This is a genomic window from Kitasatospora xanthocidica, assembly GCF_014656195.1.
GTDB classification, from domain to species: Bacteria; Actinomycetota; Actinomycetes; order Streptomycetales; family Streptomycetaceae; genus Kitasatospora; species Kitasatospora xanthocidica.
In genome coordinates, this window is the sequence record NZ_BNBY01000005.1 from 314,999 (window position 1) to 338,027 (window position 23,029).

Below are 23,029 nucleotides of genomic sequence, written 5' to 3' on the forward strand. Positions count from 1 at the left end.
CCGAAGCCGGAGCGCAGAAACATGAGGTCGTACGGATGAACCTGCTGCTCGCCGAGGTGGCCCAGGCCACCCAGCGGTTGGCCGCGGCCGGCGTGCCGTCGCCGCGCTTCGACGCCGAGGAGCTCGCCGCCTACGTCCACCACGTCAAGCGCAGCCAGCTGCACACCGTGAAGGACGCCGACTTCGACGCCCGCTACTGGGAGGCGGTCTCGCGCCGCGAGGCGCGCGAGCCGCTCCAGCACATCACCGGACGCGCGTTCTTCCGCTACCTCGAACTGGAGGTCGGCCCCGGGGTGTTCGTGCCCCGGCCGGAGACCGAGACGGTCGTCGAGTGGGCCATAGACGCGGTGCGCGACATGGACGTGGCCGAGCCGCTGGTGGTGGACCTGTGCTCCGGCTCCGGCGCGATCGCCCTCGCCCTCGCCCAGGAGCTGCCGCGCTCGACCGTGCACGCCTTCGAGCTGGACGAGGGCGCGCTCGAGTACACCCGGCGCAACATCGAGGCCAGCCCGGACCGCGCCAGGGTCACCCTGCACGCCGGGGACGCCACCAAGGCCTTCGAGGACGACCGCTCCTGGGACGGCCGCTTCGACCTGGTCATCTCCAACCCGCCGTACATCCCGCTCACCGAGTGGGAGTACGTCGCGCCGGAGGCCCGCGACCACGACCCGCAGATGTCGCTGTTCTCCGGCGAGGACGGCCTGGACACCATCCGCGGCATCGAGCGGGTGGCCGCGCGGCTGCTGCGCCCGGGCGGCGCGGTGGTGATCGAGCACGCCGACCAGCAGGGCGGCCAGGTGCCGTGGATCTTCAACGAGGAACGCGGCTGGACGGACACCGCCGACCACCGCGACCTGAACAACCGGCCGCGCTTCACAACCGCCCGCAGGGTGTCGTTGTGAACCGTCGAGCACAGTACAACAGCCCGCAGGGTGTCGTTGTGACCGCTGTGACGGCCGTAGTGACCGCCGAGAGCCACTCCGGAAGGGGACCGCACCGATGAGCCGCCGCTACGACTGTGCCGATGCCGGGGACCGCGCCACCGGTCTGCGCGAGGCCGCCTCGGCCGTCCGCCGCGGCGAACTCGTCGTGCTGCCCACCGACACCCTGTACGGGGTCGGCGCGGACGCCTTCTCCCCGGAGGGCGTCGGCGAGCTGATGACCGCCCGCGGCCGCGGCCGCAACACGCCCTCCCCGGTGCTGGTCGGCTCGCCGACCACGCTGCACGGCCTGGTCACCGACTTCTCCGAGCAGGCCTGGGAGCTGGTCGACGCCTTCTGGCCCGGCGGGCTGACCCTGGTCGCCCGGCACCAGCCCTCGCTGCGCTGGGACCTCGGCGAGACCCGCGGCACCGTCGCGGTCCGGATGCCGCTGCACCCGGTCGCCATCGAGCTGCTGAACGCCACCGGTCCGATGGCCGTCTCCAGCGCCAACCGGATCGGCGGAGCCTCGCCGCTGACCTGCGACGAGGCGCAGGGGCAGCTCGGCGACGCGGTCTCGGTCTACCTGGACGGCGGGTCGGCCGACCACTCCGCCGCCTCGTCCATCGTCGACGTGACCGGCAAGGTCCCGGTCCTGCTGCGGGCCGGCGCGATCAGCGTCGAGCAGCTGAGGGAGGTCGTCCCCGACCTGGAGGCCGGCAGTTGACGCCCATCGCCTCGCTCCATGCCGGGCCCGGCATAGCGCCGTACCTGAGCGTGGGCCCCAGGCCGCTGGACCACTTCCGGATCCTGTTCGTCTGCACCGGGAACATCTGCCGATCGCCGATCGCCGAGCGGCTCACCCGGCGTGAGCTGGACACCCGGCTGAGCCCCCGGGTGGCCGGGCGGATCCTGGTCGAGAGCGCCGGCACCTGGGGCCACGTGGGCGCGCCGATGGAGGACCACGCCGCGACCGTGCTCGACGAGTACGGCGCCGACAGCGGCGGCTTCACCGGCCGGGAACTGCTGGACGAGCACGTGGTCGAGGCGGACCTGGTGCTCACCGCGACCCTGGACCACCGCGCCCAGGTGATCTCGATGGGGCACGAGGCGGGGCTGCGCACCTTCACGCTGAAGGAGTTCACCCGCCTGGTGCGGACGATCGACCCGGGCACGCTGCCGGACCCGCGGCGCGGTGCCGACGTCACCGAGCGGGCCCGCGCACTGGTCCGGGCCGCCGCCGCGCTGCGCGGCTGGCTGCTGGCCGCCACCCCGGAGTCGGACGAGCTGGACGACCCGTACGGGGCCCCGATCGGCATGTTCCGCAACTGCGGCGAGGAGATATTCCACGCGGTCGACCCGGTGGTCACCGCGCTCACCGGCGTCTCCGCACCCCGCTGACCCCGCGAGCGACACCCGGCGAGCGGCACCGCTCGCGAGCGAGCCGAAGGGCCGCGCCGGTGCCGAAAGGGAGAAGCGAGGAGGCCCGAGGGACGAGGGCATTGGAGCGCCGACCGTCGGCGCCGGGCCGGAGCGGCCCGGAGGCGAGCCGAGCGCAATAAGAGGCGAGCCGAGCGCAATAAAAGGGGGCCCGAACGGCCCCGTTCCGGCGGGCCGGGCGCCGGTGGCGGTCCTACGCTGGACTGACCGGCCCCCAGCCTCCGGCTGGGAGGTGCCCCCACCCGCAGCGCCCGGGAGCCCCGCCATGACCGTCACCGAAGCCGCGACCGGCTCGACCACGACGAAGGGGCGCCCCTGGGCGTCCGAGGCCCTGTTCCGGGCGGATCCGCAGCTGGCCGACCTGCTGGCCGCGGAGGCCGAGCGGCGGGCCGAGACGATCCAGCTGCTGGCGGGGGAGAACCTCACCACCCCCGCCGTGCTGGCGGCCCTGACCGGCCCCCTGATCGACAAGTACGCCGAGGGCTACCCGGGCCGCCGGCACCACACCGGCTGCGCGCTGGCGGACGCCGCGGAGCTGCTGGCGGTCGACCGGGCCCGCGGGCTGTTCGCCGCCCCGCACGCCAACGTCCAGCCCCGCTCGGTGACTTCGGCGATGCTGGCGGCGTACGCGGCGCTGCTGAAGCCCGGCGACGGGGTGCTGGCGATGTCGCTGGAGCACGGCGGCCACCTCAGCTGCGGCTCGCGCGCCAACTTCTCCGGCCGCTGGTTCACCTTCACCGGTTACGGCGTCCGGGAGGGCGACGGGCTGATCGACCTCGACCAGGTGCGGGAGCTGGCCCGGCAGCACCGCCCCAAGGCCATCGTGGCGGGCTCGATCTCCTACCCCCGGCACCCGGACTGGGCGGCCTTCCGGGAGATCGCCGACGAGGTGGACGCCTATCTGATCGCCGCCGTCGCGCAGACCACCGGCCTGGTCGCGGCCGGGGTGGCGCCCTCGCCGGTGCCCTACGCGGACGTCACGGTGGCGGCCACCCACAAGCTGCTGCGCGGTCCGCGCGGCGGTCTGCTGCTGTGCACGGCGGAGCTGGCGGAGCGGATCGACCGGGCGGTGTTCCCGTTCACCCAGGGCGGCGCGGCGATGAACGAGGTGGCGGGCAAGGCGGTGGCCCTCATGGAGGCCTCGACGCCCGCGTACCGGGCGTACGCGGAGCAGACCGTGTCCGGGGCGCGGGCACTGTCCGAGGGGCTCGCAGAGGCCGGAATGCGCCCCCTGACGGGTGGTACCGACACCCATCTGGTGACGGCCGACCTGAGCCCGCTGGGGGTGACCGGCGCGGAGGCCGAACGGCGCTGCGCGGCGGCCGGGCTGCTGCTCGGCAAGTGCGCGCTGCCCTTCGACCCGGCGCCGCCCGCCGAGGCCTCCGGGATCCGGCTCGGCACGGGCACCGTGACCAGCCAGGGGATGGGCGGGGCGGAGCTGTCCGAGATCGCCGGGCTGGTCGCGCGGGTGGCCGCCGGCGGCGCCGTGGCCCCGGCCGCGGCCCGGGTCAGGGAGCTCGCGGGGGCCTTCGCGGACCGGACCTGAGACCCGTCCGTCCACGGGCATCCGGATCTCCTACCCGGGAGGGCGAACCGCGATGCACGTCCCGGGCGTCCGACTCAATAAGGTGTGTGCCGTGGCGACGCACCTCGAACCCCGGGAAGGCAGGGGAGTACCTTCGGTACTTCCCCGTTCGACAGTGATGCAGGAGGCCAGTGGTGCGTGAGTATCTGCTGGTGCTGTTCTGCACCGCCGCCGTCACCTACCTGCTGACCGGCCCGGTCCGGAAGTTCGCCATCGCGGCCGGCGCCATGCCGCCGGTGCGCGCCCGCGACGTGCACCGCGAGCCCACTCCGCGGCTCGGCGGCATCGCGATGTTCGGCGGGCTCTGCGCGGGCATCCTGGTCGCCTCGCAACTCACCAACCTGAGCAAGGTGTTCAGCCAGGGCACCGACATCCGCGCGCTGCTGTCCGGCGCCGGGATCATGTGGCTGCTCGGTGTGCTCGACGACAAGTGGGGCGTGGACGCGCTGGTGAAACTCGGCGGCCAGATGATCGCCGCCGGTGTGATGGTCTGGCAGGGCGTCACGGTGATCACCCTCCCGGTGCCCGGTGTCGGCGCGGTCGCGGTGAGCCCGACCCAGGGCATGGTCATCTCGGTCACCCTGGTCGTCGTCATGGTCAACGCGGTGAACTTCATCGACGGCCTGGACGGTCTGGCGGGCGGCATGGTCTGCATCGCCGCGATCGCCTTCTTCCTGTACAGCTACCGGCTCTGGTACGGCTACGCGATCACCGACGCGGCCCCCGCCGTGCTGTTCAGCGTGCTGCTGATCGGGATGTGCCTGGGCTTCCTGGCGCACAACATGCACCCGGCGCGGATCTTCATGGGGGACTCCGGCTCGATGATGCTGGGCCTGATGCTGGCCGTCGCCGCGATCTCCATCACCGGCCGGGTCGACCCCGACCTGATCAGCAACGAGACCGGTTCGCAGACCGCCACCGTGCACACCCTGGTGCCCATCTACATCCCGCTGCTGCTGCCGCTGACGGTCATCGCGCTGCCGCTGGCCGACCTGCTGCTGGCCGTGGTGCGCCGCACCTGGGCCGGCCAGTCGCCGTTCGCCGCGGACAAGCGCCATCTGCACCACCGGCTGCTGCAGGTCGGGCACTCGCACAGCCGGGCCGTGCTGATCATGTACTTCTGGGCCGCGCTGATCGCCTTCGGCTCGGTGGCCTTCTCGGTGACCAACACCGGTCGTGCCGTGGTCCTGACGCTCGCCGGGCTCTGCCTGCTCGGCCTGGTGGTGCTGCTCATCCCGCGGTTCCGGCCGCGCGCCCCGCGGGCGGTGCAGTCCTTCGTCCCGCCGCGGTACCGCCGTCAGTCCTCAGGTCCGATGGCCGAACTGTCGGCGAAGGACAAGCAACTCCTGGGTGAAGCCGGGCGGAACCCGTCCGAGCCCGCCGACCACGGCCCGGCCGGCCGCCGTCGCTGACGGGCGGCGCCGACAAGGTGGTTGACGACCCGTCAGGCGCCCTCACCCGTACGGCGGAATCGTTGAGACGATGGTGTGACAGGTGCCACACATTCATGGTAAAGCTCTCATCAAATAGTTTGTGATACCGTTCACGAGTACCGAGAACACGCCGAAAGACCTGACAGGTGGATGACTTCCGTCCCTGTCGGTCTCCCTCGACGGGCCCGCCGTCCCCGCGGGCGGCCCGGCGGCGATGCCTCGGTCCGGTGTCAACCCGCCACCGCTGTGCCCGTCCCCCCGCCACATCGACATGCCGCCGGAGCTGCCGACATGCCGTCCACCGACGCCCGGATCCTCCGAGGCGCCGCGATTCCCACTGCGGTCGCCGGGATCATCGCCATGGCGATCTCCTTCGCAGTCGCCGGTGGGAAGGGGCTGCTCGGCGCCCTCTTCGGCGCACTGCTCGTCATGGCCTTCTTCAGCTTCGGCCAGATCGCGCTCGACCGGCTGACCAGGTCGAACCCGCACATCCTGATGGCCGCCGGGCTGCTGGTGTACACCACGCAGATCCTGCTGGTCGGCATCGTGCTCGCGATCTTCAAGAACACCGAGCTCTTCAACCGGCAGGCGTTCGCCTTCACCCTGCTGGGCTGCGCCCTGATCTGGACGGGCTTCCAGGTGCGCGGCGCACTCAAGGCCAAGACTTTCTACGTCGACACCGACGCCTCGGAAAAGAAGGGCGACAAGCCCTCCGACTCGGGACGTCAACAGTGACGAGGCCCGGCTGTCCCCCCTTCGAGGGGGGCGGTGTTTATGCCGCACTGACGGCCTGCTATCGTCCGTCGCAACAACGGAGTACGGGAAGAGGCCAGGTCTGTCCGCACAGCGGACCGATCGCCCCCCGGACCCGCGCAGTCTTCGATGATCCCGCAGTCGCGCAGCGCGCCGTCGCGCGGGGTCGGCGAGAAACCCATCAAGTTCCAGTGCCGCTCCGTGGCCCGAGGCCACGCCGACACACCGAGGGTGCCGTATCCATGCGTCACGACGAAGGAGTCCGTGGTGAGTGCTGAACTCACGTCGTACCTCGCCTCAGGCAGTTGCCACTTCGGGGACGCTGGTTGTGGCTTCCCGGCTCCGGGTCTGAACGAGTTCCAGTTCAAGCCGATCTTCTCGATCGGCAGCGTCGAGTTCAACAAGCCGATGCTGCTGTCGATCGTGGTCGCGCTGCTGGTGGTCGTCTTCTTCTGGGCCGCCTTCGCGAAGCCGCGCCTGGTGCCCGGCAAGCTGCAGCTGGTCGGTGAGATCGGCTACGACTTCGTCAAGCGCTCCATCGTGCTGGAGACGATCGGCAAAAAGGGCGAGAAGTACGTCCCGATGCTGGTCTCGATGTTCTTCTTCGTGTGGCTGCTGAACATCATGTCGGTCATCCCGTTCGCCCAGTTCCCCGTGACGGCGGCGATCGCGTTCCCGGCCGGCCTCGCGGCGGTCGTGTGGATCACCTACATGACGCTGACCTTCAAGAAGCACGGCTTCGTCGGCGGTCTGAAGAACCTCTGCTGGCCGTCGGGCATCCCCGGCTGGGTCATGTTCATCCTGGTGCCGATCGAGTTCTTCTCGAACATCTTCGTGCGCCCCTTCACGCTCGCGGTCCGAGCCTTCGCGAACATGTTCGCCGGCCACCTGCTGATCGTGATGTTCTCCATCGCCTCCTGGTACCTGCTCAGCCCGACCCTGGGCGCGCTCTACGGCTCGGCCTCGTTCATCGTCGCCGTCGGCCTGACCGCCTTCGAGCTGCTGGTCCAGTTCCTGCAGGCCTACATCTTCGTGATGCTGGCCAGCAGCTACATCGCCGGTGCCCTGGAAGAGGCGCACTGAGCCTGAGGCCCTGGCCTCCCATGAACCACCCCCTGTGATCGCCCGGTGGCCAATCACCACCGGTTCACCACCCCTGCAAAGGACAATCGCAATGAGCATGCTCGCTGAGGGCGTCGTCGGTTCCATCGCTTCCGTCGGTTACGGCCTCGCCGCCATCGGCCCCGGCATCGGCGTCGGTCTCATCTTCGGCAACGGCGTTCAGGCCATGGCCCGTCAGCCCGAGGCTGCCGGCCTGATCCGCTCGAACATGTTCATCGGCTTCGCGCTGACCGAGGCGCTCGCGCTCATCGGCATCGTCATGCCGTTCGTGTTCGGCACCGGCAAGTAATTCCGGCACACCGGTAGTCCCACCAGACGAAAGGTTCAGATATGAACCCCGTGGTCTTCCTCGCGGAAGAGGAGAAGATGAACCCTCTTCTCCCCGCTTGGCCCGAGGTCATCATCGGCCTGCTCTGCTTCTTCATCGTCTTCGGTCTGCTCGGCAAGAAGCTCCTCCCCAGCATCGAGAAGGTGCTGTCGGAGCGCCGGGATGCCATCGAGGGCGGCATGGAGCGCGCTGAGGCCGCTCAGGCCGAGGCCCAGGCCGTGCTTGAGCAGTACCGCGCCGAGCTTGCCGAGGCGCGTCACGAGGCCGCCCGCATTGTCGAGCAGGCTCGCGAGCAGGGCGCCGCCCAGCTCGCCGAGATGCGCGAGGAGGGCCAGCGTCAGCGCGAGGCCATCGTCGCGGCCGGTCACGCCCAGATCGAGGCCGACAAGAAGCAGGCGACTGCCGCCCTGCGCCAGGACGTGGGCTCGCTGGCCACCCAGCTGGCGTCCCGCATCGTGGGTGAGTCCCTCGAGGACCACACCCGGCAGAGCGGTGTCATCGACCGCTTCCTGGACGAGCTGGAGGCCAAGGCCGCCGTTGCTCAGGGCGCGGCCAAGTGATCGGCGCCAGCCGTGAGGCCCTCGCCGCCGGTCGGCAGAACCTCGAGAGCCTGACCGACTCCACCACGGTGGACGCGGCCAAGCTCGCCGACGAGCTCACCGCCGTCACCGCCGTGCTGGACCGTGAGGTCTCGCTGCGCCGCGTCCTGACCGACCCGTCCCGGTCGGGCCAGGACAAGGCCCAGCTGGTCACCTCGCTGCTGACCGGCCAGGTCTCCGGCGAGGCCGTCGACCTGGTCTCCGGTCTGGTCCGCTCCCGCTGGTCGGGCTCGCGTGACCTGGTGGACGCGACCGAGGAGCTCGCCGCTTACGCCGAGATCATCGCCGCGGACAAGGCCGGTGTCCTGGACGACGTCGAGGACGAGGTCTTCCGCTTCGGCCGGGTGGTGAGCGGCTCCCACGAGCTGCGCGCCGCGCTGACCGAGCCGAAGGCCGGTGCCGTCGCGAAGGCCGAGCTGATCAAGAAGCTGCTCGGCGGCCGCGCCAACGCCGGCACCGTCCGGCTGGTCACCGCCCTCGTCAACGCGCCGCGTGGCCGTAGCCTGGAGCAGGGCCTCGCGTCCTACTCGAAGCTCGCCGCCGCTCGCCGTGGCCGCGTGGTGGCCCTGGTCACCACCGCCGTGCCGCTGTCGGACACCCAGAAGGAGCGCCTGTCCGGCGCTCTGCACCGGATGTACGGCCGCCAGGTCCACCTGAACATCGACGTCGACCCCGAGGTCGTCGGCGGTGTCCGGGTGCAGATCGGTGACGAGATCATCAACGGCACCGTGTCGAGCCGCCTCGAGGGCGCTCGCCAGTCGCTCGAAGGCTGAGCAAGCACCGAAGCAGCACATCCGACCCTCGGTCGGGAAACCGGTTCCCCAAGGAGCCGGTACAACGTACGGCCGGTTCGGAAGACCCGGCCGAGAGTCGAATACTTGCGGCCCTCAATGGCGGGCCGAGGATCGCAAACTAGGAGAGCAGGGAAGCCTGATGGCGGAGCTTACGATCCGTCCGGAGGAGATCCGGGACGCGCTGGCCGACTTTGTCCAGTCGTACCAGCCGGACGCCGCTTCTGTGGAAGAGGTCGGCACGGTCACTGACGCGGCGGACGGCATCGCGCATGTCGAGGGCCTGCCCTCGGTCATGGCGAACGAGCTGCTGAAGTTCGAGGACGGCACGCTCGGCCTCGCGCTGAACCTCGACACCCGCGAGATCGGTGTCGTCATCCTCGGTGAGTTCGGCGGCATCGAAGAGGGCCAGACCGTGCGCCGCACCGGCGAGGTCCTCTCGGTTCCGGTCGGCGACGGCTACCTCGGCCGCGTCGTGGACCCGCTGGGCAACCCGATCGACGGCCTGGGCGAGATCACCGCCGAGTCCCGTCGTGCCCTGGAGCTGCAGGCCCCCGGCGTCATGGCCCGCAAGTCGGTCAAGCAGCCGCTGCAGACCGGCATCAAGGCGATCGACGCCATGACCCCGATCGGCCGTGGCCAGCGTCAGCTGATCATCGGTGACCGCCAGACCGGCAAGACCGCGGTGGCCGTCGACACGATCATCAACCAGCGCGACAACTGGCGCTCGGGCGACCCGGAGAAGCAGGTCCGCTGCATCTACGTCGCCGTGGGCCAGAAGGGCTCCACCATCGCGTCCGTCCGCGGCGCCCTGGAGGAGGCCGGCGCGCTGGAGTACACCACCATCGTGGCTGCTCCCGCCTCGGACCCGGCCGGCTTCAAGTACCTCGCCCCGTACACCGGTTCGGCCATCGGCCAGCACTGGATGTACGCCGGCAAGCACGTCCTGATCATCTTCGACGACCTGTCGAAGCAGGCCGAGGCCTACCGCTCCGTCTCCCTGCTGCTGCGCCGCCCGCCGGGCCGCGAGGCCTACCCGGGTGACGTCTTCTACCTGCACTCCCGCCTGCTGGAGCGCTGCGCCAAGCTGAACGACGAGCTCGGCGGCGGCTCGATGACCGGTCTGCCGATCATCGAGACCAAGGCCAACGACGTCTCGGCGTACATCCCGACCAACGTCATCTCCATCACCGACGGCCAGTGCTTCCTGGAGTCCGACCTGTTCAACGCCGGCATCCGCCCGGCCGTGAACGTCGGTATCTCGGTCTCCCGCGTCGGTGGCTCCGCCCAGATCAAGGCCATGCGCTCGGTCGCCGGCCGTCTGCGCCTGGACCTCGCCCAGTACCGTGAGCTGGAGGCCTTCGCCGGCTTCGGCTCCGACCTGGACGCGGCCTCCAAGGCCCAGCTGGAGCGCGGTGCGCGCATGGTCGAGCTGCTGAAGCAGGGCCAGTACCAGCCGTTCCCGGTCGAGGAGCAGGTCGTCTCCATCTGGGCCGGCACCACCGGCAAGCTGGACGACGTCCCGGTCGCCGAGATCCGCCGCTTCGAGCGCGAGTTCCTCGACTACGTCCGCCTGCAGCACAAGGACCTGCTCGCCGGCATCGTCGAGACCGGTCTGCTGGCCGACGGCACCGTCGACGCGCTGACCAGCGCGATCGAGGCCTTCAAGCAGGGGTACCAGACCGCCGACGGCAAGCTGCTCTCCGAGCAGGCCTGAGTCCGGTAGCGAGGGAAAGGACGTAACGACCCATGGGAGCACAGCTTCGGGTCTACAAGCGCCGGATCCGCTCTGTCACCGCGACGAAGAAGATCACCAAGGCGATGGAGATGATCTCCGCGGCGCGCATCGGCAAGGCGCAGCGCGCGGTGGCGGCCTCCGCTCCGTACGCCGATGAGCTCACCCGGGCGGTGACGGCGGTGGCCACCCGGTCCAACGCCAAGCACCCGCTCACCACCGAGAACCCGAACGCCAAGCGCGCGGCCGTCCTGCTGATCACGGCGGACCGCGGCCTGGCCGGCGGTTACTCGTCCAACGCCATCAAGGCCTCGCTGACGCTCACCGAGCGGCTGCGCGAGGAGGGCAAGGACGTGGTGACCTACATCGTCGGTCGGAAGGGTCTGTCGTACTACACCTTCCGCAACCTGACGGTGGGGAACTCGTGGACGGGCTTCTCGGACAAGCCGACCTACGGTGACGCGAAGACGGTCGGGGCCGAGCTGATCGAGGCCTTCACGGCCGAGACCGGCGGCGTGGACGAACTTCACGTGGTCTCGACCGAGTTCGTGTCGATGCTGACGCAGGACGCGGTGGCGGCCCGGCTGCTGCCGCTGAAGCTGGACGAGGTCCAGCTCAGCGACCAGACGCCGGCCAAGTCGGAGATCTTCCCGCTGTACGACTTCGAGCCGTCGGCGGAGGGCGTCCTGGACGCGCTGCTGCCGCGGTACGTCGAGAGCAGGATCTACAACGCGCTGCTGCAGTCGGCCGCTTCCGAGCACGCCGCCCGCCGCCGCGCGATGAAGAGCGCGACGGACAACGCCGGCGAGCTCATCAAGTCGCTCACGCGGCTTGCCAACTCGGCCCGTCAGGCCGAGATCACCCAGGAAATCAGCGAGATCGTCGGTGGCGCCAACGCGCTCGCTGACGCGAGCCGCGGGAGCGAATGAGAATGACCACCACTGTTGAGCCGACCACGGCGACGGGCCGCGTCGCGCGGGTCATCGGCCCGGTCGTCGACGTGGAGTTCCCCGTCGACGCGATCCCCAACATGTTCAACGCCCTGCACGTCGAGGTGGACAACCCCGACGGCACGGGTACGAAGGTGCTGACCCTCGAGGTCGCCCAGCACCTCGGCGACGGCCTGATCCGCGGCATCTCGATGCAGCCGACCGACGGTCTGGTCCGTGGCGCCCAGGTGACCGACACCGGTGCGGCCATCTCCGTGCCGGTCGGCCAGATCACCAAGGGCAAGGTCTTCAACGCCCTCGGTGAGGTGCTGAACGTCGACAAGGCCGAGTTCGAGGCCCAGGTCGAGGTCAAGTGGCCGATCCACCGCAAGGCCCCGAACTTCTCCGAGCTCGAGTCGAAGACCGAGATGTTCGAGACCGGCATCAAGGTCATCGACCTGCTCACCCCGTACGTCCAGGGTGGCAAGATCGGTCTGTTCGGTGGTGCCGGTGTCGGCAAGACCGTTCTGATCCAGGAGATGATCTACCGCGTCGCCGAGAACTTCGGTGGTGTGTCGGTGTTCGCCGGTGTCGGTGAGCGCACCCGTGAGGGCAACGACCTCATCGACGAGATGGTCGACTCGGGCGTTCTGGACAAGACCGCGCTGGTCTTCGGCCAGATGGACGAGCCGCCGGGCACCCGTCTGCGCGTCGCGCTCTCCGCGCTGACCATGGCGGAGTACTTCCGTGACGTCGAGAAGCAGGACGTGCTCCTCTTCATCGACAACATCTTCCGGTTCACCCAGGCCGGTTCCGAGGTGTCGACCCTGCTCGGCCGCATGCCCTCCGCGGTGGGCTACCAGCCGAACCTGGCCGACGAGATGGGCCTCCTGCAGGAGCGCATCACCTCGACCCGCGGTCACTCGATCACCTCGATGCAGGCGATCTACGTCCCCGCGGACGACCTGACCGACCCGGCGCCGGCCACCACCTTCGCCCACCTGGACGCGACGACCGTTCTGTCGCGCCCGATCTCGGAGAAGGGCATCTACCCGGCCGTCGACCCGCTGGACTCCACGTCCCGCATCCTCGACCCGCGGTACATCGCGCAGACCCACTACGACACGGCCGTCCGTATCAAGGGGATCCTGCAGAAGTACAAGGACCTCCAGGACATCATCGCCATCCTCGGTATGGACGAGCTGTCCGAAGAGGACAAGATCACGGTCCACCGTGCCCGTCGCATCGAGCGCTTCCTCTCGCAGAACACCTACGTGGCGAAGCAGTTCACCGGTGTCGAGGGCTCGACCGTGCCGCTGTCGGAGACCATCGAGGCCTTCAACTCGATCGCGGACGGCAAGTACGACTCCGTCCCGGAGCAGGCCTTCTTCATGTGCGGTGGCATCGAGGACCTCGAGAAGAACGCCGCCGAGCTGGCGAAGAAGTAATCGCGGCCGGTAGCAGCTGATGACCGTGAGGGGTGGCCCCCGAGCCTGGGGACCACCCCTCGCGTCGCATCGGCTGTGATTCCGGTCAAATCCGTGCCGCCGGTTTCATGCCGGGGGCGCGGGGCCGTTATTCTTACCGAAACTCCCGAGTAATCGGGGGTTGCATGAGCCTAGGAGCCCACGTTGGCTGAGCTGCACGTCGAGCTGGTCGCAGCCGACCGCAAGGTGTGGTCCGGTGCGGCCACCATCGTCGTCGCCCGTACGGCCTCCGGTGACACCGGCATCATGCCGGGCCACACCCCGGTGCTGAGCGTGCTGGAGACCGGTCCGGTCACCATCCGCACGGTGGACGGCGGGACTGTCATCGCCGCGGTGCACGGCGGCTTCATCTCCTTCGCCGACAACAAGCTGTCTCTGCTCGCGGAGATCGCCGAGCTGGCGGACGAGATCGACGTCGCGCGTGCCGAGCGCGCACTGGAGCAGGCCAAGTCGGACCTGGACGCGCACGCCGAGCGTCGCGCCGAGGTCCGTCTGTTCGCGGCGCGCGGCCTCAAGGCCCACGCCTGAGTGTGCCGGACCCCGGCTTAGCGGGGTCGACCGACGGTCCCGGGGACGCGCGAGCGTGACCCCGGGACTGTCGTCGTAGTTGGTAGGTCAGCGCGGTCGCTTGATACGACCGCTACGGGGAACGCGGGTAGCGAGGAGGTAGGTGAGCATGGTCCTCGCGCTTGTGGTGTGTGCGGCGGTCGTGGCGCTGGGTGTGATCGGCCTGATGGCCTTCGCCGTCCGGCGCCGCTTGATCCAGCGGGTCGGCGGCACGTTCGACTGCAGTTACCGGCTCAAAATGCCCGCCGACGCCTCGACGCAGCCCGACCTCGACGAGAACGGCAAACCCACCTCCGCCCCGGTCCCCCCGACCGACGGCAAGGGGTGGGTTTTTGGTATCGGCCGGTACAGCGGCGACTCCATCGAGTGGTTCCGGGTCTTCTCGTACGCCCCGCGCCCGCGCAAGGTGCTGCCGAGGCGGGAGATCGAGGTGCTCGGCCGGCGCTACCCGGAGGGCCAGGAGGAGCTGGCGCTGCTCTCCGGCTCGGTGGTGCTGCGCTGCCTGCACAACGGGGCGCCGCTGGAGCTGGCGATGAGCGAGGACGCGCTGACCGGCTTCCTCGCCTGGCTGGAGGCGGCCCCGCCCGGGCAGAGAGTCAATGTCGCGTAGCGACGGGACTCTCGGATGGGGGTACCCCCGGCCGGAGGCTGGGGGAGGGTCAATGTCGCGTAGGAGCGGCTTGCGGGGTTAACGCGGCTTAACCTGCCGGGCTAGGGTGGCCGCATGGTCAATCTGACGCGCATCTACACCCGTACCGGCGACGACGGCACCACCGCGCTCGGCGACATGAGCCGGACCACCAAGACCGACCCGCGGCTGATCGCGTACGCCGACGCCAACGAGGCGAACGCGGCGATCGGGGTGGCGCTCGCGGTCGGGCAGCTGCCCGAGGACGTGGCGGCGGTGCTGGTCCGGGTCCAGAACGACCTGTTCGACGTCGGCGCCGACCTGTCCACCCCGGTGGTCGAGGACCCGAAGTACCCGCCGCTGCGGGTGCTGCAGTCCTACGTCGACCGGCTGGAGGGGGACTGCGACCACTACCTGGAGCAGGTGGAGAAGCTGCGCAGCTTCATCCTGCCCGGCGGCACGGCCGGCGCCGCCCACCTGCACCTGGCCTGCACCGTGGTGCGGCGGGCCGAGCGCTCCACCTGGGCGGCGATCGCGGAGCACGGCGACACGGTCAACCCGCTGACCGCGAAGTACCTCAACCGGCTCTCCGACCTGCTGTTCATCCTGGCCCGGGTGGCCAACAAGGAGCGCGGTGACGTGCTCTGGGTGCCGGGCGAGAACCGCTAGGGCCCGTCTTCGGGCGCCTGCGGGGACTGGCGCTAGGCCTGCCGGGCCGGGGTCTTCTCCTCCTCCACCACGCGGCCGTCCACCACCACCACGCCCACCGGGGCCTCCCTGGGCCACCGCGAGTAGCAGGCGGCCACGACCACGTTGACCACGGCGGCGATGCCCAGCCGCCAGTACCACTGCGCGAAGGTGCCGTAGTGGGCGGAGCCCGCGGAGAGCGGGACGAGCAGGGTGATCAGGGTGAGCGTGATCGCCGCCGAGACGACGGTCCGGCCGGCGACCTGCCACTCGTACCTGGTCCGCTCCGGGCCGTACTTCGGCGAGGGCAGCGGCTTGGGGCCGCCGGCGAAGCGGTGCAGGAAGTGCCGGTCGGCCCAGCGGACCAGCGAGGGGCCGTACCCGACCGAGAAGCCGGCGTAGCTCGCGGCCAGCGCGTGCGTCCAGCTCGCCTCGGCGCCGCCGCGCAGGTCGAGCACGGTGAGGGCGTACAGGGCGAGGTCGACGGCCGGGAGGCCGAGCAGCAGCACGGTGCTGGTGCGGCGCCACCGCAGCAGGTAGCGGGCGGAGAGGGCCAGGCCGAGCACGATCCACCAGGAGATCTCGGCCGCGACGATGAGGGTGACGATCACGTTCTGCTCCAGGGCGTTCGGCGGTGCCTCCAGCCTCGTGCGCGGGCGCGCCGCTGTCGTCGTCGCGGGGTGCCGTCCGGGCCTGCACCTTTCGATGTAGCGGGCTCCTCCGCGGACCGGAGCCGGGCGGCCCGCCGGGGATGGTGAGATGGGGGTGTGCTCGTTCCGTCCCTCCCCCCGCGCCGGCTCGACCAGCTGATCGCCCTCTGCGGGCTGCTCGGCGGGACGGTGCTGATCGTCTTCCGGGTGTACGACAACGCCGACCGCCTCCCGCTGTGGGCCGTCGTCCTGCCGATGCTGGTGATGGCCGCGCTGGAGCTGTGCCGGCGGACCAGACCGGTGCTCGCGGTCTCGGTGGGCGGTCTGGCCTTCGCGGCCAGCCTGTTCACCGGCAGCCTGCTGGCGACGCTGATCATGTACACCGATCTGCTGTACGCGGCGGTGATCTACGGCAGCCGCCGGATGTCGCGGGTGCTGCACCTGACCGGCGGGTCGACCGTGCTGGTGCTCTCCAGCCTGGCCTGGTACGCCGGCGGCACCCCGGCCGGGCTGCTGATCGCGGTGATCAGCGCGCTGGTCTTCCTCGCGCCGGTGTGGACCGGCGACGTGGTGCGCAAGCACCGGCAGGAGGCGGAGACCGAGCGGCTGCGGGCCGAGCAGACCGCGCTGCTCTCGGAGATGGACCGGCGCGAGGCGGTCGGCGCCGAACGGGCCCGGATGGCACGGGAGTTGCACGACGTGGTGGCCAACCACCTGTCGGCGATCGCGATCCACGCCACCGGCGCCCAGTCGGTGGCCAAGCGCCGGAGCATGCCGGCGGACGACCCGCTGGTCGAGGTGCTGGCGGTGATCCGGGAGAACAGCGTCCAGGGATTGGCCGAAATGCGTCGCATGATCGGACTGCTCCGCGACAGCGGTGGGGGAGAGGTCGACGAGTCGTACGCCGCGCCCGACCTGGCCGCGGTGGACGCCCTGCTGGCCAAGGCCCGGGCGGCCGGCCAGGACGTCGGGCTGGACTTCGAACTGGCCGAGCACGGCGAGCGCGGGGAGGTACCGGTGCCGGTCGGGCTGGCCGCGTACCGGATCGTCCAGGAGTCGCTGACCAACGCGCTCAAGCACTCCGGGCCCGGACTGGTCCGGCTGCGGCTGGAGTTCGGGCCGCAGGACGTGCGGATCGCGGTCGACAGTCCGTACCGCGGCGAGCCGGGCCGCGGACTGCCCGGCGCCCGGGCCGGACTGGTGGGCATGGCGGAACGGGCCGGACTGCTCGGCGGCAGCTTCGAGGCCGGGCCGAAGGACGGGTACTGGAGCGTGCGCGCGGTGCTGCCGCGCGCGCAGGGGAGCGAGGGACGGGCATGACGATCCGGGTGCTGGTGGCGGAGGACCAGGCGGCGGTACGGGCGGCGCTGGTGATGATCCTGCGCGCCGAACCGGAGTTCGAGGTGGTCGGGCAGGCCGCCGACGGCGAGGAGGCGGTCCGGCTGGCGCTGGAGCTGCGGCCGGACGTGGTGCTGATGGACGTGCAGATGCCCCGGCTGGACGGCGTCTCGGCGACCCGCGAGGTGGTCGCCGCCGGGGCCGCCCAGGTGCTCGTGCTGACCACCTTCGACCTGGACGAGTACGTCTACGGCGCGCTGCGGGCCGGCGCGGCCGGGTTCCTGCTCAAGGACCTGGAGGCGGACACCCTGGTCGAGGGCATCCGGACGGTGGCGCGCGGGGACGGCATGCTGGCGCCCTCGGTGACCAGGCGGCTGATCGGCAGCTTCGCCCGTCCGGGGCGGCCGGTCGGGCCGGAGGCCAGGGAGGCGGTGGCCGGGCTGACCGTCCGGGAACGGGAGGTGCTGGCCTGCGTCGGGGCGGGGCTGTCCAACGGGGAGATCGCGGCCCGGCTGGAGATGGCCGAGGCCACCACCAAGACGCACGTCAGCCGGATCCTGGCGAAGCTGCGGATGCGCAGCCGGGTGCAGGCGGCGATCCTCGCGCAGGACCTCGGTCTGACCATCTGACCGTCCGACCATGTGAACCGTCCGACCATGTGAACCGTCTGACCATGTGAACCGGCGGACCATGTGAACCCGCTGACCGTCTGACCGGCTGTTCGAGCGGTTGACCAGGTCGGTTGCAGATCACACTCCCGATTGCTACTGCACGGAGCATTCGGGCATTAGAGTCCCCGAATTGAGCGATGCGGCTCGGAGGGCGGCGATCCCTGCCCTGAGCCGCCTTCAGGGCCCGCCCGCGAGGCGGCGACGGCATCGGGAGACCCAGCCATGAGCAATGCGTCCAGCAAGCAGATCGCCGTGATCGGTGCCGGCCTGATGGGCGCCGGCATCGCCCAGGTGTCCGCGCAGGCCGGTCACCCGGTGGTGCTGCGGGACGTCACCGAGGAAGCGCTGCAGCGCGGCCTCGCCGGCATCCGCGCCTCGTACGAGAAGTTCGTCTCCAAGGGCAAGCTGAGCGCCGAGGACGCCGAGGCCGCCCTGGGCCGGATCACCACCACCACCGACCTGGGCGCCGTCGCCGAGGCCGACATCGTGGTCGAGGCCGTCTTCGAGCAGCTGGAGGTCAAGGAGGCCGTCTTCCGCGAGCTGGACAAGCTCGCCAAGGACGGTGCCGTGCTGGCCTCCAACACCTCCGCCATCCCGATCACCCGGATCGCCGCCGCCACCCAGCGCCCGGAGTCGGTCGTCGGCGTCCACTTCTTCTCGCCCGTCCCGATGATGAAGCTGGTCGAGCTGGTCCGCGGCTACAAGACCAGCGACGAGGCACTGGCCACCGCCCGCGCCTACGCCGAGGGCGTCGGCAAGGAGGTCGTGGTCGTCAACCGCGACGTGGCCGGCTTCATCACCACCCGCCTGATCACCGCGCTGGTCGTCGAGGCCGCCAAGCTGTACGAGTCGGGCGTCGCCACCGCCGAGGACATCGACACCGCCTGCCGCCTGGGCTTCGGCCACGCGATGGGCCCGCTGCAGACCGCCGACCTGACCGGCGTGGACATCCTGCTGCACGCCGCCCGGAACATCTACACCGAGACCCAGGACGAGAAGTTCGCCGCCCCCGAGATCATGGCCCGCATGGTCACCGCCGGAGACCTGGGCCGCAAGAGCGGCCGCGGCTTCTACCCGTACGAAGGCAAGTGATCCGACAGGGCTGAACGGCCCGGCGGGCCGTGCGATCGGAGCATCGTACGGCCCGCTCCACCGGGTCGGGTGAGTTTCCTCACGCCGGATGCCGCAGACGGGTGATTTGGGCGGTAATCGAGCGTAGGTGTGGAAGCTTCCTGCGTATATTCCCTCGGACGAGTGAAGTTGCTTCAGATCCGGCGGGAACCAGCAACCTGCGGAGCGGGTTCACCGTCAGATGAGGGAACCCGGCATTCCGACCGGGTCCGGGCGTGGGGCCGCGGCCCGCCCGGACACCCACCCCCGCTCCCGCACCCGGTACGGCCGGGTCGGCCCCACCCCGCACCAGGCCGTCCAGGCGAAGGAGGAGAGCATGCGCATCACCGGCGACCACACGGCGCTGGCCATCGAAGGCCGCCTCGACGTGCGCACCGCCGCCGACGCGCGGGCCCGGCTGCACCAGGCCGTGGACGGCGGCCTCGGCGACCTCGTGCTCGACCTCACCCGGCTGGAGTTCTGGGACGCCACCGGCCTCGGCGTCATCATGGGCACCCACCGCCGGGCCGGCCGGATCGGCCGCCGCCTGGTGCTGCGCTCCGTCCCGGCCCAGCTCCAGCGACTGCTGGTGGCCACCAAGTTGCACCGCATCCTCGCCGTCGACGGCGCCGAAGCGCACGGACTCGCCCTCTAGTCCGCTTCCGCAGCCCGCCCGCTGTCACCCGCCTTCCGCATCACGCCTGGTCAGCGCCTCACGACGACCCCCGGCCCCGGACCGCCCTGCACGGGCGGGCCCGGATGTGCGAGAGTCTGCCCGTCAGAAGACCGGCCCTGGGACCGCCCACGGCCGCGGCCGGGACGTCAGCCGGTCGGCGCGTGGCGCCGGCGGCCGAGCACGATGCGGAGCAGAACGTGGCACAGCCATCCGGGGAGTTCAGGCAGGAGGCCGTCCGCACCCGCGGCGGCGAACTGGTCTCCGGCGGCCTGCTGGTGGGCGTCGGCGCCCCCGACGGTTCCGAGGCCCGGCCCTGCCCCCCGGAGTGGCGGCCCCGCCCGCGCCGGATCGAACGCAGTGAGCCCGCCCGCGGCCCGGTCGGCGGCGTCGGGCGCGCGGTCGGCCCGCTCGCCATGGGCGCCGGGCCCGCCGACCTGCCGCTGCTCGACCGCGAGGCCGACATCGCCGAACTGCTCGGCCTGCTCGCCGAGGGCCGCTCGATACGCCTGGTCGGCCAGGCCGGCTCCGGCCGCAGCGCGCTGCTGTCGGCCGTCGCCGAAGCCGCCGCCGACCTCGCCCCCGGCGGCGTCGTCCAGCTCTGCGGCCACCGCCGTACCGCCGCCGACCTGCTCCAGGACCTCTTCGCGGCCACCCACCACGCCCCCGGCTACCGGCCCGACCCCGGACAGCTGGCCGCCCACCTCGCCGAGGTCGGCGCGGTCGTGGTGATCGACGCCGCCGAGCTCTCCGGCGCCGAACTGGACCGGCTGCTCGCCCTCGCCCCCGGCTGCTCCTTCCTGGTCTCGGTCGCCCCGGACAGCCCGCCGCTCGCGGCCGACTCCCGGATGCGGGACCACCTCGTCGCCGGGCTCTCCCGCGCCGCCTGCCTCGCCCTCACCGCCCGGCTGGCCGGACGGGCCCTGGACGTCGCCGAGAAGGCCTGGGCGGTGGACCTCTGGTTCGAGTCCGAGGGCCTGCCGCTGCGCTTCGTCCAGGCCGCCGCCCTGCTGCGCCAGCGGGACGTCGCGGTGGACGCGCTGGTCGCCGCCGAGGACGACCGGATGGACGTCTTCGGCGCGGTCGACGGTCCCGTCCACGACCCCGACCCGGCGATCCGCGAGGACGCGCTGCGCCGCACCGTCCCGCTGCCCTCGGTCGCCGAGACCGCCTCGCCCGCGGTGCGGCTCGCCGAGGGGCTGAGCGAGCCCGCGCAGGCCGTCCTGCGGCTCACCGTCGCCCTCGGCGGGGAGTGCCCCACCGCGCCGCACCTGCCCGCGCTGATCGACGTCGGCCAGGGCGAGGCCGCCCTCGCCGAACTCGCCGACGCCGGGCTGACGGTGTCCATCGGCGGGCACCACCGGCTGACCGCCGGCGCGTTCGACCTGCTCGCCCCGCACTGGCCGGCCCGGGGCTGCGTGGACGGCGCCGCCCAGCACTTCGCCTGGTGGGTCGGGCACAGCTCGGTGACGCTGGAACAGATCGCCGCCGAGGCCGAGGTGGTGATCGGCGTCCTGCTCGCCGACCGGGCTGCCGGACGCCACGACGCCGTCATCCGGCTCGCCCGGGCGGCGGCGCCCGCCCTGGCGCTCGCGCTGCGCTGGGGAGCCTGGGAGCGGGTGCTGCAGCTCGGCCAGGAGGCGGCCCGCCGGGCCGGCTCGGCGAGCGACCAGGCCTGGTTCCACCACGAGGCCGGCGTGCACGCGATCTGCGAGCAGCAGCCGTCCCGGGCCGTCGCCGAACTGGAGACCGCGCTCACCCTGCGGGCGACCGCCGGGGAGCCGCGCGGCGTGGCCTCGGCCCGCCGGATGCTCGACCTGCTGCGCGCCGACGGGCGGCAGCTGCCGGCCGCCGGCCCCGTGGCGCCGAGCCGCGCGCCGGTCATCCGGAAGATCGCGGCCCGGGTGCCGGCCCGGCTCAAGTCCAGCCGGCGGCGCCGGGTGGCCGTGGTCACCACGGCCGTCCTGACCATCGGGGCGCTCGGTACGGCGGTGGCGATGAGCCTCACCGGGCCGGACGGGCACCCCGCCAAGGACTCGCACAGCGGGCGGCTGGACGAGGGCGGCGGCGCCCAGGACCCGCCGTTCCCGCAGCCCTCCGGCAGCCCGGCCCCCGGCCCGGCCGGGACGGCCTCGGCCAGCCCCTCGGGGACGAGCGGCAGCCCGGAGCCCTCGGCGAGCGGCAGCGCGTCGCACTCGCCGAGCGCCTCGCCGTCGAAGAAGCCGAGCTCCTCGCCGGGGGCGACGGAGTCGCAGGCCCCGCCGCAACCGCAGCCGACCGCACCGGGTCAGCCGCAGCCGCCGGTGCCGCCGCCGGGGCAGCCGTCGCAGACCCATCAGCCGTCGAAGCCGCCGACGAGCCAGCCCACGACGCCCCCGGTGACGCCTCCGACCAGCTCACCGACCTCGCCGTCGCCGACGGCGACCGCCACCACCGGTGGGCCCAGCCAGTCGGCGTCGCCGACGCCCTGAGTCAGAACAGCTTGAGCTTGTCGTCGTCGATGCCGCGCAGCTCGTCGTAGTCCAGCACCACGCAGCCGATGCCGCGGTCGGTGGCCAGCACACGGGCCTGGGGCTTGATCTCCTGCGCGGCGAAGACGCCCTTCACCGGGGCCAACAGCGGGTCCCGGTTGAGGAGTTCGAGGTAGCGGGTGAGCTGCTCGACACCGTCGATCTCGCCGCGGCGTTTGATCTCGACGGCCACCGTGGCGCCGTCGGCGTCGCGGCAGAGGATGTCGACCGGGCCGATCGCGGTCGGGTACTCGCGGCGGATCAGCGACCAGCCGCTGCCGAGCACCTCCATCCGGTCCGCGAGCAGCTCCTGGAGGTGTGCCTCGACGCCGTCCTTGATCAGGCCCGGGTCCACCCCGAGTTCGTGGGACGAGTCGTGCAGCACCTCCTCCAGCGTGATGATGAGCTTCTCGCCGGCCTTGTTCTCCACCGTCCAGACCCCGTCGGCCTCCTTGAGGACGCACGGCGGGGACATCCAGTTGAGCGGCTTGTAGGCGCGGTCGTCGGCGTGGATGCTGACGCTGCCGTCGGCCTTGACCAGGATGAGCCTGGTGGCGGAGGGCAGATGGGCGGAGAGCCGACCGGCATAGTCGACTGAGCAGCGGGCAATTACGAGACGCACGGTCGACCACGCTAGCCCACCGGGGCCAGTTGATGCGATTCCGCGACGACGGGGTGAAGAAAGCGCGAACCCCGCGAACATGGAGGTTCCGCGCTTCCGCTCCCGTTCCGTCGAGGTCTGGCGCCCATCCCATCGGGTCGCTACGGTGTGTGACGGCATGCTTGCGGGATCGCTGTCAACGGGGATGGAGACTTCAGATGAACGATCCGACAGGATCCGGCCAATCTGGTGTACCACGGCGTATTTCCGAAGCAATCCGCAGGAATGACCGGCCTGCTCCGCCGTTGACTGCCACGCTGTTCTGAGCGCTGTCGGTGTTCGGGACGTCACGTCCCGTGCCCGCCGTCGCTGATTGCGAGGTGCCGGCAACCCCCGTCCCACGGTGTTCCGGACACCACACGCGATTTCGCCCACCCTCACCTGAGCTTGGACTACGCATGACCACCCGGGC

The 23,029-nt window shown here is 71.2% G+C and carries 23 protein-coding genes; 21 read left to right on the top strand and 2 right to left on the bottom strand.

Features of this window, described 5'->3' with window-relative positions; genetic code table 11:
• The first annotated feature begins 35 nt into the window (after positions 1-35).
• The 16 genes from prmC (at position 36) to IE332_RS11835 (ending at position 14,986) form a co-directional block, all read left to right on the top strand.
• Complete coding sequence (gene prmC, locus IE332_RS11760) at positions 36-902, top strand: peptide chain release factor N(5)-glutamine methyltransferase (RefSeq protein ID WP_189915725.1); 867 nt, start codon at positions 36-38, stop codon at positions 900-902.
• A gap of 97 nt (positions 903-999) precedes the next feature.
• Positions 1,000-1,647, top strand: a complete 648-nt coding sequence (locus IE332_RS11765) for an L-threonylcarbamoyladenylate synthase (RefSeq protein WP_189915726.1) — start codon at positions 1,000-1,002, stop codon at positions 1,645-1,647.
• Positions 1,644-2,321: an arsenate reductase/protein-tyrosine-phosphatase family protein gene (locus IE332_RS11770; RefSeq protein WP_373313702.1), complete on the top strand. Its 678-nt coding sequence runs from the start codon at positions 1,644-1,646 to the stop codon at positions 2,319-2,321. Before IE332_RS11765 ends, IE332_RS11770 begins: the two co-directional genes overlap by 4 nt.
• 304 nt (positions 2,322-2,625) lie before the next feature.
• On the top strand, positions 2,626-3,906 hold the full coding sequence (gene glyA / locus IE332_RS11775; protein WP_189915727.1) for a serine hydroxymethyltransferase: 1,281 nt from the start codon (positions 2,626-2,628) through the stop codon (positions 3,904-3,906).
• A gap of 173 nt (positions 3,907-4,079) precedes the next feature.
• Complete coding sequence (locus IE332_RS11780) at positions 4,080-5,357, top strand: MraY family glycosyltransferase (protein WP_189915728.1); 1,278 nt, start codon at positions 4,080-4,082, stop codon at positions 5,355-5,357.
• A gap of 312 nt (positions 5,358-5,669) precedes the next feature.
• A complete protein-coding gene (locus IE332_RS11785; RefSeq protein WP_189915729.1) occupies positions 5,670-6,113 on the top strand; it encodes a Cg1360 family ATP-synthase-associated protein in 444 nt (147 codons plus the stop codon).
• Positions 6,114-6,398: 285 nt separating this feature from the next.
• Positions 6,399-7,214: a F0F1 ATP synthase subunit A gene (gene atpB, locus IE332_RS11790; protein WP_229928525.1), complete on the top strand. Its 816-nt coding sequence runs from the start codon at positions 6,399-6,401 to the stop codon at positions 7,212-7,214.
• Positions 7,215-7,305: 91 nt separating this feature from the next.
• A complete protein-coding gene (atpE, locus tag IE332_RS11795) occupies positions 7,306-7,542 on the top strand; it encodes an ATP synthase F0 subunit C (RefSeq protein ID WP_030235786.1) in 237 nt (78 codons plus the stop codon).
• 41 nt (positions 7,543-7,583) lie between these two features.
• The gene (locus IE332_RS11800) at positions 7,584-8,141 is read left to right on the top strand and encodes a F0F1 ATP synthase subunit B (protein WP_189915731.1); all 558 of its coding nucleotides are present in this window, start codon (positions 7,584-7,586) and stop codon (positions 8,139-8,141) included.
• Positions 8,138-8,953: a F0F1 ATP synthase subunit delta gene (locus tag IE332_RS11805; RefSeq protein ID WP_189915732.1), complete on the top strand. Its 816-nt coding sequence runs from the start codon at positions 8,138-8,140 to the stop codon at positions 8,951-8,953. The genes IE332_RS11800 and IE332_RS11805 overlap by 4 nt, the downstream gene beginning before the upstream one ends.
• 160 nt (positions 8,954-9,113) lie before the next feature.
• Entirely contained in the window at positions 9,114-10,688 is a 1,575-nt protein-coding gene (gene atpA / locus IE332_RS11810) for a F0F1 ATP synthase subunit alpha (RefSeq protein ID WP_189915733.1), read from the top strand.
• Positions 10,689-10,720: 32 nt separating this feature from the next.
• Positions 10,721-11,635 carry a F0F1 ATP synthase subunit gamma gene (locus IE332_RS11815; RefSeq protein ID WP_189915734.1) on the top strand — a complete coding sequence of 305 codons (915 nt, stop codon included), beginning with the start codon at positions 10,721-10,723 and terminating at the stop codon, positions 11,633-11,635.
• A gap of 2 nt (positions 11,636-11,637) precedes the next feature.
• Entirely contained in the window at positions 11,638-13,083 is a 1,446-nt protein-coding gene (atpD, locus tag IE332_RS11820; protein WP_189915735.1) for a F0F1 ATP synthase subunit beta, read from the top strand.
• 183 nt (positions 13,084-13,266) lie between these two features.
• The gene (locus IE332_RS11825) at positions 13,267-13,650 is read left to right on the top strand and encodes a F0F1 ATP synthase subunit epsilon (protein WP_030282045.1); all 384 of its coding nucleotides are present in this window, start codon (positions 13,267-13,269) and stop codon (positions 13,648-13,650) included.
• Positions 13,651-13,798: 148 nt separating this feature from the next.
• Positions 13,799-14,299: a DUF2550 domain-containing protein gene (locus IE332_RS11830; RefSeq protein ID WP_030057523.1), complete on the top strand. Its 501-nt coding sequence runs from the start codon at positions 13,799-13,801 to the stop codon at positions 14,297-14,299.
• 114 nt (positions 14,300-14,413) lie between these two features.
• Complete coding sequence (locus IE332_RS11835) at positions 14,414-14,986, top strand: cob(I)yrinic acid a,c-diamide adenosyltransferase (protein WP_189915736.1); 573 nt, start codon at positions 14,414-14,416, stop codon at positions 14,984-14,986.
• A gap of 32 nt (positions 14,987-15,018) precedes the next feature.
• On the opposite strand, the gene IE332_RS11840 is transcribed toward IE332_RS11835, so the two are convergent.
• Positions 15,019-15,615, bottom strand: coding sequence for a hypothetical protein (locus IE332_RS11840; RefSeq protein ID WP_189915737.1), 597 nt, complete (start codon positions 15,613-15,615; stop codon positions 15,019-15,021).
• Positions 15,616-15,771: 156 nt separating this feature from the next.
• Between IE332_RS11840 and IE332_RS11845 the strand changes: the two genes are divergently transcribed.
• The 5 genes from IE332_RS11845 (at position 15,772) to IE332_RS11865 (ending at position 21,917) form a co-directional block, all read left to right on the top strand.
• Positions 15,772-16,974 (top strand): sensor histidine kinase, encoded by a 1,203-nt coding sequence (locus tag IE332_RS11845; protein ID WP_189915738.1) that lies wholly within the window; start codon positions 15,772-15,774, stop codon positions 16,972-16,974.
• Positions 16,971-17,621: a response regulator gene (locus IE332_RS11850; protein ID WP_189915739.1), complete on the top strand. Its 651-nt coding sequence runs from the start codon at positions 16,971-16,973 to the stop codon at positions 17,619-17,621. The genes IE332_RS11845 and IE332_RS11850 overlap by 4 nt, the downstream gene beginning before the upstream one ends.
• Positions 17,622-17,885: 264 nt before the next feature.
• Positions 17,886-18,755: a 3-hydroxyacyl-CoA dehydrogenase family protein gene (locus IE332_RS11855; protein ID WP_189915740.1), complete on the top strand. Its 870-nt coding sequence runs from the start codon at positions 17,886-17,888 to the stop codon at positions 18,753-18,755.
• Positions 18,756-19,110: 355 nt separating this feature from the next.
• The gene (locus tag IE332_RS11860; RefSeq protein ID WP_189915741.1) at positions 19,111-19,428 is read left to right on the top strand and encodes an STAS domain-containing protein; all 318 of its coding nucleotides are present in this window, start codon (positions 19,111-19,113) and stop codon (positions 19,426-19,428) included.
• 218 nt (positions 19,429-19,646) lie between these two features.
• A complete protein-coding gene (locus tag IE332_RS11865; RefSeq protein WP_189915742.1) occupies positions 19,647-21,917 on the top strand; it encodes an ATP-binding protein in 2,271 nt (756 codons plus the stop codon).
• Between the two features lies 1 nt (position 21,918).
• Here IE332_RS11865 and nucS read toward each other — a convergent pair whose 3' ends face one another.
• Positions 21,919-22,578, bottom strand: coding sequence for an endonuclease NucS (gene nucS / locus IE332_RS11870; protein ID WP_189915743.1), 660 nt, complete (start codon positions 22,576-22,578; stop codon positions 21,919-21,921).
• Positions 22,579-23,029: the final 451 nt, after the last annotated feature.